Source organism: Rhodococcus jostii RHA1, assembly GCF_000014565.1.
Classification (GTDB): domain Bacteria; phylum Actinomycetota; class Actinomycetes; order Mycobacteriales; family Mycobacteriaceae; genus Rhodococcus_F; species Rhodococcus_F jostii_A.
Genome location: NC_008270.1, coordinates 237,911 through 253,502, shown reverse-complemented (window position 1 = coordinate 253,502; position 15,592 = coordinate 237,911). Strand labels below are relative to the sequence as shown.

At 66.2% G+C, this 15,592-nt stretch carries 11 protein-coding genes and 2 pseudogenes; 5 read left to right on the top strand and 8 right to left on the bottom strand.

The window, feature by feature from the left end:
* Positions 1-24: 24 nt before the first annotated feature.
* The 5 genes and pseudogenes from RHA1_RS41950 to RHA1_RS41930 form a co-directional block, all read right to left on the bottom strand.
* Positions 25-1,656, bottom strand: a complete 1,632-nt coding sequence (locus RHA1_RS41950) for a DHA2 family efflux MFS transporter permease subunit (protein ID WP_011600096.1) — start codon at positions 1,654-1,656, stop codon at positions 25-27.
* A gap of 68 nt (positions 1,657-1,724) precedes the next feature.
* Positions 1,725-2,799, bottom strand: a pseudogene (locus RHA1_RS53890) (IS110 family transposase); the annotation flags it as partial.
* Between the two features lie 292 nt (positions 2,800-3,091).
* Positions 3,092-3,691 carry a TetR/AcrR family transcriptional regulator gene (locus RHA1_RS41940; protein ID WP_011600092.1) on the bottom strand — a complete coding sequence of 200 codons (600 nt, stop codon included), beginning with the start codon at positions 3,689-3,691 and terminating at the stop codon, positions 3,092-3,094.
* A gap of 307 nt (positions 3,692-3,998) precedes the next feature.
* On the bottom strand, positions 3,999-4,793 hold the full coding sequence (locus RHA1_RS41935; RefSeq protein ID WP_167541016.1) for a transposase: 795 nt from the start codon (positions 4,791-4,793) through the stop codon (positions 3,999-4,001).
* A 258-nt stretch (positions 4,794-5,051) separates the two neighbouring features.
* Positions 5,052-5,510, bottom strand: a complete 459-nt coding sequence (locus RHA1_RS41930; protein ID WP_167541015.1) for a transposase — start codon at positions 5,508-5,510, stop codon at positions 5,052-5,054.
* 40 nt (positions 5,511-5,550) lie between these two features.
* Here RHA1_RS41930 and RHA1_RS41920 point away from each other — a divergent pair.
* Positions 5,551-6,773, top strand: a protein-coding gene (locus RHA1_RS41920) for an IS3-like element ISRhosp1 family transposase (RefSeq protein ID WP_085996104.1) whose coding sequence is annotated in 2 segments (ribosomal slippage) — positions 5,551-5,806 and positions 5,806-6,773 — 1,224 coding nt in all. Because the reading frame shifts where the segments join, the coding sequence is not laid out codon by codon here.
* 32 nt (positions 6,774-6,805) lie between these two features.
* Here the strand turns inward: RHA1_RS41920 and RHA1_RS41915 are convergent.
* Positions 6,806-7,816: pseudogene (locus tag RHA1_RS41915) on the bottom strand (ISNCY family transposase); the annotation flags it as partial.
* A gap of 1,701 nt (positions 7,817-9,517) precedes the next feature.
* Here RHA1_RS41915 and RHA1_RS41910 point away from each other — a divergent pair.
* The 4 genes from RHA1_RS41910 to RHA1_RS41900 all read left to right on the top strand — a co-directional run bounded on the left by RHA1_RS41910 (position 9,518) and on the right by RHA1_RS41900 (position 11,487).
* Positions 9,518-9,850: a hypothetical protein gene (locus tag RHA1_RS41910; protein WP_050787655.1), complete on the top strand. Its 333-nt coding sequence runs from the start codon at positions 9,518-9,520 to the stop codon at positions 9,848-9,850.
* A 263-nt stretch (positions 9,851-10,113) separates the two neighbouring features.
* Entirely contained in the window at positions 10,114-10,308 is a 195-nt protein-coding gene (locus RHA1_RS45190) for a hypothetical protein (protein ID WP_050787654.1), read from the top strand.
* Between the two features lie 5 nt (positions 10,309-10,313).
* Positions 10,314-10,667 carry a hypothetical protein gene (locus RHA1_RS52705; RefSeq protein ID WP_237727104.1) on the top strand — a complete coding sequence of 118 codons (354 nt, stop codon included), beginning with the start codon at positions 10,314-10,316 and terminating at the stop codon, positions 10,665-10,667.
* A 538-nt stretch (positions 10,668-11,205) separates the two neighbouring features.
* Positions 11,206-11,487, top strand: coding sequence for a hypothetical protein (locus tag RHA1_RS41900; protein ID WP_011600084.1), 282 nt, complete (start codon positions 11,206-11,208; stop codon positions 11,485-11,487).
* A gap of 601 nt (positions 11,488-12,088) precedes the next feature.
* On the opposite strand, the gene RHA1_RS41890 is transcribed toward RHA1_RS41900, so the two are convergent.
* Positions 12,089-12,784 carry a DUF8020 domain-containing protein gene (locus RHA1_RS41890; protein WP_011600082.1) on the bottom strand — a complete coding sequence of 232 codons (696 nt, stop codon included), beginning with the start codon at positions 12,782-12,784 and terminating at the stop codon, positions 12,089-12,091.
* A gap of 577 nt (positions 12,785-13,361) precedes the next feature.
* Positions 13,362-13,721: a Zn-ribbon domain-containing OB-fold protein gene (locus RHA1_RS48275; protein ID WP_237727120.1), complete on the bottom strand. Its 360-nt coding sequence runs from the start codon at positions 13,719-13,721 to the stop codon at positions 13,362-13,364.
* Positions 13,722-15,592: the final 1,871 nt, after the last annotated feature.

Below are 15,592 nucleotides of genomic sequence, written 5' to 3'. Positions count from 1 at the left end.
GAGGATGGATGAGAGATGAAGCCGTCAGGTGACGTTCTCGGTCATGGCCGGGTTCGTGGATGAGGGACGGCGGACGAAGAGCGTCACGAGGACGTTGAGGCACGCGATGACGAGCCCGGCGGTGAACGCAGCCTGCGCTGCAGACACGGATTGTTCGAGAGTCAGTGCGCTCGTGGCGCCGGAGTTCGATCCCAAGGTGTACGCGGAAATCAGAACGGCTGTTCCGGCGGCGCCGCCGAGCTGCTGCGTGCTTCCGAACGCGGCACTGCCATACGGGTACAGAGCCGGGGAGAGGGCAGACAACGCAGCCGTCGTCAGCGGGGTCCACATCAGGGCCTGTCCGACGAACATGATGATGTTGGCGGCGACGATGTAAGCGGTCGGCGTGTCGGAGGTCACCCGCGTCATCAGTACGAACGAAATTGCCACCGTGATGGCGCCGGAGATGACCAGCGGCCGGGGCCCGACACGGTCGTAGACCTGTCCACCGATGGCCGAGACGATCGCCACGGTGATGCCTCCTGGAATAAGGAGCAGTCCGATGTCGAGCGGTTCGAGTCCGCGGATGCTGCTCAACACGAGCGGGTAGATGACCCCGGCTCCGAAGGCGGTCAGGGTCAGACCGAGCATCGCGGTCAGCGGGATGACGAAGCCTCCAGCTCGGAAGATGCGGAGGTCCAGCAGCGGCTCCCCGTTGCGCTGTAACGCCGACTGGCGGAAAGCGAATGCGGCGATTCCCACAACACCTACGAGGATCGGCATCAAGGGCGGCGTGCTCGTGTGCCCGGCGATCGATTCGCCCATGGTTGCGAGTCCGTAGACGAGTGCTCCGAACCCGATGACGGACAGCAGGACGGAGAGAAGATCGACCTTGCCGGGCTCACGAGTCGTGCTGTTCTTCAGCTTCACGGCCCCGAGCGCAAGTCCCAGCAGGGCAAGGGGAAGCATGCCCAGGAACAACCAGCGCCATCCCAGCTGGGACAGGACCAGACCCGAGATGCCGGGGGCGAGAGCCGGACCGACGGCAGTGACGACGACAACCATCGCCATGAACCTGCCGCGGCGCTCGACGGGCACCAGCCGCATGGTTGTCGACATCAGCAAAGGAAGGAAGATCGCGCTTCCGGCGGCTTGGACAATCCTTCCGGCGAACAACAGCCCGAATCCGGAAGCTGCTGCGCCGAGCGCCGTTCCTACGATGAACAGTGTCATCGAGGTCAAGTAGATCGTTCGCAGGTGGAACGCGCGCATGATGAACCCGGTGGTCGGGATCAGAATCGCCATTACAAGCAGGTAGCCCGTGGTGAGCCACTGGGCCGTTGACGCGTTCAGCTCAAGATCGTTGATGAGGGTCGGGATAGCTACGCCGAGCAGCATCTCGTTGGTAAGCACGATGAACGCTGAGGCCATCAGGATGCCGAGAACGAGTTTCTCTGCGCGGGCGAACTTCTTGTTACTGGCGGATGCCGGGCTTATCGTCGTACCCCCAGCAGGGGTACGTGGGGTTTCGGCCGTCGTTCCCGAGTCGGGAAGAGGGGAGGCGGCGCGTGAAGTCATGCGAGTACTCGCTTTCTGGAGAACGGGCACCCGTCGAATCAACTGCGTGCAACGTAAACGGGGGGTGCCCCCATTAATATAAACGGGGGATGCCCCCATTTTGCAAGTTCAGCGTCTGAATGAACTTTTGCTGTCAGCGAAAAGGTCTCCCAGGGCTCGGGGAGTCCAGCGGCGGCCTTCGGGGCGTGATAAGACCAGGCGGTCGTTTCGTCGAAGCAGTGCGGGTCTTGAGGCATCCGTGGAGGATGCCGACGAGCCGGTTGGCCAGCCGCCGCAGAACCGAACCGTGATCAAGACTGCGGTCGCGCAGTTTGCCGTAGTAAGCGCGGGCACCGGGAAGTCTGCAACGCCGAGAACGCCTGTTAGTTCAGCGCATCGACGAGCCGATCGCCCAAGGCCGAACCGGCCCACAACGACCTTCTTCTTACCGGAAGCCGAAGTGATCGGACTAGTACCGGCATGGTCTTGAGCGCCTTGGCGGTGACGTAGCGGCTGCGGTCGTCACCGAACTCGCCGAGCACCCGGGGACCGAGCAACGATCCCCCGGCTGAGACAAGATGATCTCAGCATCTTCGGTGCCGGCCACAGTGCGCATCGACCCGCTCCTGCAACGCCGTGATCTCGGTATTCAGCGTGGTCAGCACGGCCACGGCAGAGTGAGTGGCCGCATACGCGGCGGTGACCTCCGCCGCCCGACCCAGGTGCTCACCGCACAACGCGCCTTGGACCCGATCGGCCTTGGCCTCGATGTCGCGGTGGCGGGCCTCGCGCAGCGCGGCGGTGATATGGCCGCGTGTCAGTCGCGCCGCCGAGACGGGATCGGGGGCCTTGCCCAGCAGCTCGAGGGCATCGACTTCCGTCGAGGGCGTCGAACGCCTCCAACGCGGCCGGGAAATACTCACGCAGTGCATGCCCGCAACCGCTGGGTGTGGCGGGTGCGTTCCCAAACCGAGGTCATGTGCGCCCGGGCAACGACCTGATCGCTTCGGCCTCAGGACTGTCACCGGCTACCGGCCGCTGCTGGCGCGAGTCGGTGCGCATCATGTCGGCCAGCACGTGGGCGTCGGGGATCGCCACCTCGGACTCGTCGGCGCCCCACCGAATTGGTCCCCGATCAGCCATGCAACCGCGCGATCTCGGCCGCTCCTTCCGGCGACAGGCTTTGCTCAGCCTGTGCCCGGCTGCATCCATCAGTTCGATATCGTGATGCTCGTCCGACCAGTAGTCTCCGACAAACATCAGCCTCGCCACCCGTCCTCGCTGTTCACCGCCACTACGCCTGGCAGCGTGCGGGAAACCATCAGCAAGCTGATGAAGCAGTGCTCCGGTGGCACGATACCCGTCAGCGATTCCGTTCTTCCGGCGGACGGGCAGGGGCACGGCCCTTTTCAGGACTCGTGTCCAGGGGGCTCGAATGCTCATCTGTCCGCCGCTACCGGTGGCGAGTCTGCCGTATGGCCGGACCCGCTGAGTCTCAGATTCTCATTACGGGCTCGGGTGTCGATAGGAGCGCTGCTCGTCCGGCGCTCCGGCCTCAACTCCGTTCGGCTGCGGAGACTCTGGTGTAGCCATTCGCGATCAGCCCGCGAAGTCGCCGAGGGGATGAATGGTCTGAAAGAGCGGCGTCCCGGACCCAGCTCACTGCCAGTGCGGCGAGGAAAAGATCGCGGCCTCGCGCAGTGGGCGATGCCTTGCCGTCGCGCTGGGCGGCAGAGAGAAACTCCTCGGTGTAGTCGACGAAGCCTTCGCACGTCAGTGCGAGAGGGTTGTGCTCCTCCACGAATGCGTTGCGCAGCGGCTCCGGAAGTCCGTCGAAGGCGGTGAAGTAACTCTCCAACGCATCCAGCCACTGCTCGAGCGCCACGCCGCTATCGGCAACAGTCTTGATACGCGCGCGCTCTTCATCAATCCGGACATTCCGGCGCTGCAAGAGTTCGGCGAGCAGGGCATCTCTCGTCGGGAAGTGGCGGTAGAGCGTCGCCGAGCCCACTCCGGCGCTACGCGCCACTGTCTCCAGGGACGCATTCACTCCGTGATCGGTGAAATGCTTCTCTGCCTGACTGAGGATCTCTGAACGGTTCCGCTCCGAATCGGCGCGCGGGCGACGATACTGCCCTCCGTCAGTAGACTTCACCGCGCTCACCTCCCGCTTCGCCAATCCAGCCAACCCGCAACCGCTGAAAGCGGCCCTCTCAATGCGGAAAAGATACCTCCGCTCTTCGCAGTTTAGAAACCCGAGCACTGGACCTGCTCCTAGTGCTGCTCTAGGAGGCCGCTGAACAAGACGGTTCTCGGGGACCCGGCGACAGGCGGAATTCTCGAGGGCGTGCGCATGTGAACGCCGGATCGTGGTTGTTCAGAGCTCGCCGGACCGTGACAGGCGGTAGCGGTGGTCGGTGGGGCCGGTGATGTCGTCGGTAGGCGCCGGTGGGACCGCCGTTTCAGGTGGTCTGCGGTGTCAGGGCCCAGATTCCTGCGGTTCGGACGAGGCCGCGGCCGACGAGGGTGCGCAGGCTGAGCCCGGCGGTGCGGCGCGTGAGCCAAGCGTGGTCCTTCTCGGTGCCCCGGTAGCGGAGTTTGAGGCGGCGGCCGCCGCGGCTGGCGATCTGGGAGACCACGCGTTCCACGTTGGGTCGGTTCTGCTGGTGCTTCTCCCGCAGTTCGGGTTTCGCGGCCCAGTCGGCGCGGGCCCGGCGAAGCAGAGCATCGCGTTCGTGCAGATCGAGGGTGCGACCGGATTTGGAGGTGGTGCAGCGCGCGGAGAGCGGGCAGTCGCGGCAGAGCGCGCCGAAGATCACGTGGCGGGCCTTGGTGATCGGGCGGGTGTTACCGGCCGGGCAGGTCACCGTCCCCGCCGGCTCGTCGACCGTGAAGTCGTCGACGGTGAATCCGCCCTCCACCGCCGCGTGCAGCGGCTTGGGCTTGATCACCGCGTCGTGCCCGGCGTCGTGCATCGCACCGCGCAGATCCCCTGTGCCGTAAGCGGAATCGCCGTACCCCTCTCGTGCGCCGACCCCATCCGCACCGGCCTCACCGAGGCGGGCCTCGGCGTCCGCGGCCAGGAATTTCTCGGCGACACCCGGATCGGAGTTCTCCGTCCCGGTGGCCTTGGTGAGTGCCTCGTCGGTGATGATCCCGGTCTCCGGTTCGGCCGCCACATGCGCCCGATACCCGTCTCGGCGGGCCTCGGGCGACTTGCGGGTGTGCCGCGATTCGGGGTCCACCGTGGAAATCACCCGATCGGGGGCGACCCTGCGGGCGGATGCGCCACCGCCCATCGGTGCCGTCGGACCCCTCCGTCAGCTTCGCTCCCGCGGTGCAGTACCGGTGCGCCACCTCGGCCACCGAATCGATCGGGGTGAGCCCATCGAGCGTGCCGTGCCACTTAGCTTAGCTACTTCGACCTGAAAAACGAGGCGCCTTGGTGAGCATGATTCGGCCGTTCTCGGCCGGTCGGGATTGGGTTGGCCGCAATTCCCCCCGATCGGCGCCTTTCACGCTGCCAGGGTGCTGATCTTGACCAGGTTGTGCGCCAGGACCCCGTGGCCGACCCAGATCTTGGCGCCTTCGGTGCTGTCGATGCGGGTGCGGTCCCAGCCATATCCACGTTTGAGGGCGCTGATTCTGCCTTCGACTCCGGTGCGCCACTTGATTGTTCGTCGGAACGCCGGGCGGTGTTCCTCGGCTCGCCGGTCAGCTGAGGGTTTGCCCTTGCGGGGGATGACGACGTGGCGCACGCCGAGGTCACGGAGGTCGTCCTCGACGGCTTTCTCGCCGTAGCCGCGGTCGGCGGTGACCGTGCGGGGTGGCCGGCCGGCGCGTGTGCGGACCCGATCCACGGCTGGGGCCAGCTGGGGTGCGTCGGCCGGGTTGCCGCGTTCGACGTTGTGGTCCACGATCACGCCGTCGTCGCCTTCGACGAGCTGGTGAGGCTGCCCCCTTGGAGTGGACACCCCTGACAATGGTTCTAGGAGAGCCAGGAGGGATGTCGAGGTGGGACGCCAGTCTCTGTACACGGAGGAATTCCGGAAAGACGCGGTCGCGTTGTACCGCGCGGCCGACGGTAAACGCACGTACGCGGATGTGGCCGCGGATGTGGGCGTCAGTGGCGAGACGCTACGGACGTGGGTCCGCAAGGACACCGCCGCCCGTAACGCGCGCTCGCAGGACCGCAGTACCGGCGCCGACGGGACCGAGGCGGACGAGCTCGCGCGGCTGCGCGCGGAGAACGCGCGGCTGCGCGGTGCGGAAAAGGAATGGCAGCTCGAACGCGAGATTCTGCGCCGGGCAGCCGCGTATTTCGCAAAGGAGGTGAAGTGAAGACCCGCCGCTGGGACTTCATCTCCGACCATCGCGCCGAGTTCGGCGTGCAGCGGCTGTGCCGGGCGCTCGGGACCTCCCGTTCCGCCTACTACAAGCACCTGATCACGGAGCCGGCCCGAATCGAGCGGCAGGCCGAGGAAGCCGCGACAGTCGCCGAGATCCGCGCAATCCATACCGAGCACCGGAGCGCCTACGGCGCCCCGCGGGTTCACGCCGAACTCCGCTCCCGCGGACGCAAGATCAACCGCAAACGGGTGACCCGGCTGATGCGAATCCACCACGTGGTGGGCAGGCACCTGCGCCGCAGCAAGCGCACGACCATCGCGGACAAGTCGGCTCCGTCGGTGCCGGATCTGGTGATGCGAGACTTCACCGCTACGGCTGTCGATACCAAGTGGTGTGGGGACATCACCTACATCCCGGTGGGATCCTCGTGGTTGTTCTTGGCCACGGTGATCGACATCTGCTCACGCCGGGTGGTGGGCTGGTCGATCGCTGACCACATGCGCACCGAGCTCGTCACGGACGCGATCGAGATGGCGGTGCGCACCCGCGGTGGTGACGTCGGTGGCGTTATCTTCCACAGCGATCGCGGATCACAGTACACCGCAGCATCTTTCGTCGATGTCTGCCGCCGTCATGGGATTCAGCAAAGTCGAGGACGGGTCGGGTCAAGTTACGATAATGCTCTCGCCGAGTCGTTCTTCCAAGGACTCAAGAGGGAGTGGCTGCACGGACGGAGTTGGACGTCGAAGTCGCAGGCACGGCTGGAGCTGTTCGAGTGGCTCTCGTACTTCAATCGACGTCGCCGTCACTCCGCCCTCGGATACCTCACCCCAGTGGAGTTCGAACAACGACTCATCGCGTCGTCTACGCTGTCAGTTGCCGCATGAAATCCGGTGTCCACTCTCAAGGGGCAACCTCACTGGGTCTTGTGGCCGAACTCGACCGGTTTGCCGAGCCGTCCCTTGGCGATGGGCCGGGCGTCGGGGTCGTGCAGGCTGACTCGCCGGGTGGCTCCGTCCGGGGTCTGCCCGGCCAGCCGCTGTCGGGTCTGCGCGGTGATCTGCCGGGTGGCGGTGACCAGGTCCTCGAGGTCGTCGATGGCGCGGGCCAGGCGTCCGCGCCGGCGGCCCGCGGCCCCGTCGTGCTCGCCCTGGGCCTTCCGGGCTGTGGCCTTGGCGCGTGCCCGGCGCAGCGCGTGTTTCGCGTTGGTCAGCAGCCGTTCGGCATCGGTGGCGGCGGTCTCGGCCAGGTCGGCCAGCTCCCCGGTGGTGCGCCGGACCGCCGCCAGGGCCTCGTCGCGTCCGGCGGCGCTGCGCGACCGCAGCTTGAAACCGATCGAGTGCGCCCGCTTGCCCGCTGCACGGGATCGGTCCCGGACCGTGGTGCGTGTCGCTCCACCGGCGGCCTGGATCCGCTTGCCCGTGACCGCGATCCGTCGGATTGCCTTGGCCAACAAACCGGAGTCGGTTGGGTAGGACACGTTGCTGGGCACCACCGTCGTGTCGGCCCGCAACGTGGTGGTGCGCAGCACCTTGGCCTCGGTCGCCTTGGCCAGCAGCGCCTCGTTCAGCCCGACCACCGCCGCCGCGCCACAGCGGGTCGTCAGCTTCATCAACGTCGTCGGGTGCGGCACCGACCCGTCCAAGGGAATCCGGCAGAACCGCCGCCAGGTGAACGAGTCGCTCACCTCGCGACACAGGCTCTCGTAGCCGAGCCGGTAGCGGAACTTGAGAAACATCAACCGCAGGTAGGTCTCCATCGGAGTCGACGGACGACCGATCCGCGGGTCGAAGTACGGAACGAACGGTGCGAAGAACGCCGGATCATCCAACAGCCCATCCACTCGCTCGAGCTCCGCGGGAAGCCGCAGCAACTCCTGCGGCAGCACCGACTCGAACAACGACGGTTGATCGCCTACGGTACGGAACACGATCGCCTCGATCCCTTCTAGCCCAACGGGTTGAGGCCATTCTCCCGTTCCAGGACTGGCTGATCACGCACCGCCACACCCCGACTTTTTCAGGTCGAAGTAGCTAAGGAGGGCTGATACATCCGAGGGACGGCGCCTGGGCACGCTCTTCACAGGCCGTAGACGGCACACACCACCGGTCAAGACCGTCCAGCTCCGCCTCGGCCGGCTCCCAGACCGTCACAACACCAGCGCGCTGCTATCGGTGGTCGCGGCGGTACTGCTCGGCGATCTCGTCAGCTTCCCGTGCCAGCCCCCTCCACCTCCTCAACGCCAACCGACAGCAGATCCGCCCATCGGCACTGCGGCCCGCGGACACACCACCGCCAACCCGAAATCCGACAACGTCTGCCACAGCTACTCACCCGCGGACGACCCCATGCCAACCATTCAACCGCAACACACCGCACTTACAGGAGGTCCAGACCAGCCAGTCCGATCTCGAACACCGGCACCCACCGCGCGCTGGCGCACCACACTCCGACCATCTCCCTTTTGGCCGAGCGGCGGATTTCAGGAGGCTCGTTACCGGCCGAATCGATCGGTCAGGCGCCGAATCCACCCCCGTCAGACCCAACGCCCGGACTCGAATGCGCGTTGCCTTGAATCGGCGAGCTTGCACCGACGGCCGCCAGCCGTAAATAGAGCCCACCAGAGAAAGGCATGTGGCGTGGGTCACATTCCAGCGAACATAGCTTGCGGCGGTTCTACCATCTCCCCGTACCGGAACGCGAAGGAGCAGGTCGATATTCCGATACCGCGCCAGCCAAACCTCCACTGGCTAGCAGTGATTGGTGCACACCGGTCTGCCTTGATCCGTAGCTCCGATCGATGCTTTCACACGCAGCAAACGTCCGAGGAGACATCAGCGAGGCCCAACACGTCCGAGGAGACATCAGCGAGGCCCAACACCCAGGTACACCAACGCGGAATCGCACCGCGCGGCCCGAGTACGCCTCTTCCCGGACGTGCACCGCGTGACGAGCGCGGTCAGGGCTCACGCGGCGGGTAGCTGTTACACGTCCCGACGAGACCCGGCCGGAGCGGACTTCACTCCGGCCGGGCCGCTTCGGCTCACCAAGGCTTCGCCGCATCTCGGGAGACGTCGGACGCGTATGTCACAGCGGTCGAGATGTTTCAGATTCCGTTTATGCTCCACCTGCGGGCTCGGCGTCGAGGGCTCAGCCCGCCCCGCACCAACAGCCGCGCATTCCCGGCGACGTCGTCGTGGGTTGACCACCTTGTGCGATAACGCATTTCACGCATGCCACCGCACCACAACCAGACCAGTCTGACGTTTTTGGTGGTAGGTTTGGGCGGTCAGTTGTCACATGATCTCGTGGACAGCTCGGGCACCCGGACCGTTTCGCGCGAGGGGTGGAGTGCGGATGCCGCCCGAGGTGCAGGTTGGGTGGCACACCACCACAACCGGCGCCGGGACAGGTAATCCGCCGAGACGCTGGCCGGGGCTCACACCGATCCCACTGTGCCAAAACAGGTATGTCTCCCGGTCATCCGGCCGATGCACCACGCCCCGCAGCAGGGCAGGATGTGACCTGCCACACACCACCACACCGCGTTGCCCGGACACCGCCGTCGCCGCCCGCCGTCACGATTCGGACCGGATTCCTCGCATCGAGCTCAGGGAAGGTGCCCGCACCGATGAAGGCAGAACCGATGACCTGCGATGACTACATCACCGCCGCGTTCTCTCGTGATTTCGTCGCGGAGGGATACGACCACGACACCGTCGAGCGCATCCATCACAGCGTTTTCGACGAATGGATTCGTGCACTGGCCCAGTCCGGCCTGTTCACCAACCACGCCGTCGCGAACGCCGCGCACCGCTGGAAGGACAATCCGCATTCGCTGCTCGACGCCCTGCTCGCGGACGCCGACGAGATAACCGTCAAGCGCTACGAGATCGCCTGGCACGCGCTGGACCGGACTTCCCATCTCGGTTTTGGCGCACCACCCGCCGCCGAGTACGCATGACCACCCACCGCCGCGGATCGGCGGCGGCGAGACTACGACGCCCCGTCCCCACCTCGTCGACGACCGGGGCCGGCCGGGGGCGTCGTTCCGCCCGGGCACCGACACCTCAGAGCATGCCGGCCACGCACGCGTGCCCCACCACCGTCGGGCGCGAATGAATACACCCTGCACCGCCAACCGGCGGGCTCCACGAAGCCCACCCCACCCGCGGACCCGCCAATTTCCCATACACCGGACCACAGAGCACACCGAAAAACGAGACCATGACCGCCAACACCTATCCCACCGTCGAGACCATCCGATTCGGCCCCCACGGCGGCGAATGCCGCTACTGCGGCCACACCGTCCGCAAGGACGACGCCGGCTACCGGCACACCACGACCGGGCAGTACCGATGCGACCCATCCAGCCGAGCCGAGAACGAAACACGTTTGTCCGACAGTCTGATTCGGAGCTGATCGCGATGCACCAACAGCAGCGGCACACCAGCCCGATGGGCAGAAACCCGCCGTCACCCCTCCCTGTCACACACACCCTCAGCGGCGGGGCCATCGCCGTCGCGGCGATCGCGCACGCCGGGGATGCGCGAACGATGCTCGAGGGATTCGACCGCTTCCGCGACGCGGCCGAGGTGTTCGATGCCTTCGAGGCCCCCGGCGACCACCGGTCCTGCCCCCAGGCGGCCCTGCTGTTCGACAGCCTCACCGACGATCTGATCGAGGCCGCCCAGGCGACCGGCACCGGCGACGAGAGGTTGGAGCACGACATGTCGGCAGTGATCGACGCCGCGATCTCCCGCCCGCGCCCATCGCTGTGAGGACCACCGCCTCCCCACCGTCCGCGGCTGGGGGTCGATTGGCCGAGTCGCCGATGACACATCCCGAGGCGCTCACCCGAGGTGCGGCGTGTGACCACAATGCCGCGCGCGGAACGTAGACCCCCGTTACCTCACCGCGGAAGATCCGCCGACCTTCGGTCGCCTTCTCCCGCATCATCACCGATCTCCATGACCGAGATCCTCGGATCATCACGCGACATCCATGACATTCCGCGTCGACGGCTCGGCGACTCGTCACACCTCAGGAGGCCACCCTGTGGTTACGCGGAACCCCACCATCCCCGATCGTCGGGACGCCGCGGCCGATGCTGTTCGCGCGCGACGTCCTCGCGGTGCTGTTCGGCGTCGTCGCGGTGGGCCGGCCGGGCATCACAGTGCAGGCTCTGGCGATGGTATTCGGATCTACTCAATCCGGGAAAGGCTGACCCCAATCCCAGGGCCCTGCGAGGCCGCGCCGCATGGGGGACATGCCGAGTAGCCACGGGCATCACGCCGCCGCCGACACGGTGACGCTGCCGTGGCCCGACACCACGGCCCTCGCGGCGCCTACGTGCTCGCGACCTCCACGATCCGCGCCGGGATGGTCGGCGCGGTCGGCGCACTCGAGCTCGAGACCACATTGGGCGGCCAGGAGGAATGGCAGATCGCGGCGTACCTCCCGCTAGTCCTGCTCGGTGTGCTGCCGCTCGCACCGCGCGAGGGCATCATGGGAATCGTGCGGCTGCTCGGGACGTACGCCGTCCTGTTCGGTACGACACTGACCATCGGCCCCCGACGACTCCGCGAACGCCCCGAGTAGACCGACATCGTGTAACGATCGTACCCCGGGTGTCGAGCTGACACCGACGGTCGATAGACAACCCGGGGGGCGGTTCGCAGGAAAAATGACGGCGCCGGGAACTGCGCGGCGACAATCCCCAGCATTCGTCGCACACGATCTGCGGCTTCGCCCCGCAGGCGGACGGACCCGCAGACGATCGAGAGCACGATCGCTTCTCCGGCGCATTCAGATAGCACCCGACCACGTCGGTCGCCTTCGCCACCAGCTCCGGATCGGCGGCGATACTCGAACGCGCCAGGGCGGGACACCATACTCGCCCCCCAGCTTGACCACCACCGCAACGCTGATCCCCCGATACCCCACCCACATGACGTGAGCCCCAAAGCGTGACAACGAGTTTCCTCGGCGGCCGATGCAAAGATCGCCGTGCTGATCGCCATGATCGAGGAAGCGGGGCCGGCCGGACACGGTTCGTCCGGCCCTGCCCACATACCCCGCTCGGCCGAGCGTCCACGCCAGGAGGTCACCGTCGGACGCGACACCCCAGCGACGCAATCCACCCACGGCGGAATCTCAAACCCCACACCGAGTGGACGACGAACAGCCGGTTCGCACTGTGCTACTTCTTCGGTGCGGGCGGCTGATTGAGGACTTGCATGAATTGGGGGACGTTGGTGACGGCGGCTCCGAGGCCGCCGAGCGCGGTTCCCGCCAGTCCGGCGCCGGACCCCAGGAGCAGCGCGCCCCCGACACATCCCGCGATGGGGCCCGCGCCGAAGAGCATGGCGGCGGGCGCGGAGACCACACCACCTGCTATCGCACCGAGGACACAACCGCCGACCAACCCGGTGGCGGCTCCCAGGAAGCCTCCGATCGCGGAGGTCAGCGAGATGGGAGGTTGAACGGCACCGACCGCCGCCGGCAGGTCCACGTCGTGGAGGAGAAGATTTCGATCGATGGGCGTGGCGGCCGCGGGGGCGGTGTTCGTTGCCAGGATCGCGGTATTGCCCGCGAGGTGTGCATCGACCGGGTGGGCGACACCGTCTACCGCGAGGGACAACGGTATCGACTCGACCACCACGCCTTGATCGTTGCGCACCACGAGACGGTTGTTCTCCAGGGCAAGTGATCCCGACGCGATACGGACGAGGACACGATTCCCGTCCCGAGTGACGGTCCAGTCGACACCCTGCCCGGTGGACTGAACATTCGCTGGGACGGCAGTTACGAGGGGAGCGGCCTGAGCAGTCCCGGCGGCAACCCCGACGGCGCCGATGGTGAGGGCCGCGATAGCGGCAAGTGTACGGATCTTCATGGTGGGAGATGGTCCTTCTTGTTATTCAAGGCCGGGCTGGGTCGATGGAGCGGATGGGACTGCACCGGAGGGGTGCGACGACAGGGCGCCGCGTACGGATCAGATTTCTGAGTTCGAGAGCGCGAGGCCGGTCACCGACCGAGGAGATGCACACGGACACAGACTAATAGAACTGCCGCGCGAGCGTGTCTCCGAAATCGTCCAGGTTGTGGATAGAAGCGGAATTGTGTGTTCGCTTGTGGTGGCGGCTCCTTCTGAGGCAGTTATCTGTTTCGTGTCGAGTCGGAACACGTTGTGAACTGGCGCCGTTCGAGATCCAGATTCGAATCAGACAACAAGGGGTACAGCGGCGCCTTTCGTTACTCGCGGTCGTCCCCCTCTGCTCGGGGCAGGATCCGCCGCGCCGTTGACGGAATCGACTGGTCTGCGGGATCACATACTCAGCCTGCCGACCGTCTACCTCGGGTCGTCCCGCGGCTGGATGGAATCTTCATCACCGTTCACGATCAACGACGTGCTCACGCTGACCGTCTCCATTCCGGGCATGGGATCGATTGCGGTACATGCCGTTGTGCGATCAGGCGGCATGGGCCCACCGCACGGCCGAAACCGCGTTACCATCGCCGCCCGCCCGGTCCATGCCTTCGCTCACCTCGAGGGCGAATACCGGAAGCCTCTGCGTGCGTTCCTTCCGCTGAACAACCACCCGGCTGTGCCGCATCGGCGCTTCGCCCACAATCCAGGCATACAACCACGGTCCCGCGTCGAGTGCGACGATCGCGACGAACGCAGGCACATCCTCGTCGCTCGACCGACGATGTTCTCCCTCCACCGCCCTCCACGAGACGACGGTTCCGAATCCACTCGCCGCAACCGGCGACAACTCGGTACCACCACACGCCCGACAGGTCAGCGGCAAAGGCGAGAACAGCGTCATACATTCGTAGCAGCGCCACACCGAGAATGTCATCTCCGACGGTGCGGACGTCGCCAGGAGATGCTGATGGTCGTGCATCGCGGTCCTTCGGGCAGTGAATGCGGCACATCGAGGGTGTCTCCCCGGTAGTACCCGCCGCCACCGCCGAAATACCCATAGAGGTACCTGTCTCCCGCGAGTCACGAACCGAAAACTGCGTGGCGGCCGGCGCTGATGCCGTGCATCCGGGGCATCGAGATATCCCACAAGCAAACCCGAAGGGCAGTCGCCTGCCGAGGACACGCGGCGGCTCGGCGCGTCTCCGAACATCCGGTCCACGTCGGTGGCCGGGCACTGTTCGAGTAGATAACAGCGAGATATGGCTCGGATAACAAACCGGTCTCGCTGTTCTTGGGTGCGGCACAGCTACCCTCCGCGCGCCACCGATCACCCGCCAGGAACATCTCAGTCGCATGACTTTCGGCTTCAACCGCACGATGTCGGAGGGTCACACCGGACGATCGTGCACCGACACCCGGGGCATCACGGTCACCGGCGCACACCAGGAAATCGGGGCGCCGCGGCACTGGTGTCGGCCCCGGGTGGGGAGTACAACTTGCAAGCGAGGCAATTTTGTTACCTGGCGCACACCTGATTGTGACCTCGGGGCACAGACACCCCGTCGGATCTTCGGCGGATAAGGAGGAACGTGCCGGTGGCGACGTCTCCGGTGGATTCACCGTTTCCGCTCGGCGAGTCCCCCACAGCAATCGACACACGTCGGGCAGGCCGGCACCGTATCGACCGAAGCGCGAAGGGAACCTGACGTGTCCGTGGACAGCGTTCGTCTCGGCCGGACCCCAACTCCGGCCCCGTCGGCATCGTCGGCGGACCTCACGGCAGGCCGCGCGCACCCACGGATACCCACCTCGTCCCGGTGCGGCAGTCCCGACCAACGAGATCCCCAGCGGCCGATCGGACCCGAGCCGGCGCACGCCCGAATCGACAGGCCCTGCACGCTGGATCGGACTCGTCGAGAACGGATCACCACCATCTTGTCGCGCTACCCGCCGACGCCACCCCGGCGAGCAGCCAGACCCCCACACGGCAGAGGCCACCACGGGCGACGGATGCGCCCGGGGCCCGGATACCGGTGGCGTCGGGCGGCGCTGCACTGGGCGCCCCTCGTCGTCGCCGTGGTGGGCGTCTTCGCCGGCATGCGGGAAGGGGGATCCCTTTTCGATACGGTGTTCTACCTGTTCCTCGGCGCACCATCAACCCATCGACTCCTGCTTGCGCTGCGCCAGGTCCGAGCATCCGTGCCCGACACCAGCATCGAGCCCCCTCCATGCACGCGGTCAACAGGCGCCGGCGATCGACCCCGCCCGCGCCGCGACACAGGACCGAAGCCGCACCCGTCCCAGGTGAGGGTGCGGGTGCCGTAACCCCTCCGCCGGCAACGGTGCCCGACGCCGGCACCGACCCGGAGGCAGGCACCTTCAGGCACCGAAGGATGCGCCCGAAAACCGCCAGCACCCTCGGGGACAGGTCGGCTCGGACATCCTCCCCGGGACCGATATGTCCGCCCTGTCAGAAGGACACGGTCCAAACGCGCCATTCGATATTGTCGATGCCGACGATCGTTGTTCCGCGCGTTCGCCTGTCATCGAATACGGCTGCACCATCGGCCCCGCGTGGCCCTGGCGGTCACGACCCACCGCTCGGGTGCATGCCTGATCTCGTGACCACAGGCCGACCGCGGGCTCACCCGCCGATCGGATTACAGCCCCACCACCGGGAAACCAGCAAAAAAAATGTATGTGCGGTAGATCACATCACCGCGATGCGAGGGCGCACGGGCCTACCATTTTCCTCGCACCGGTCCACACCAA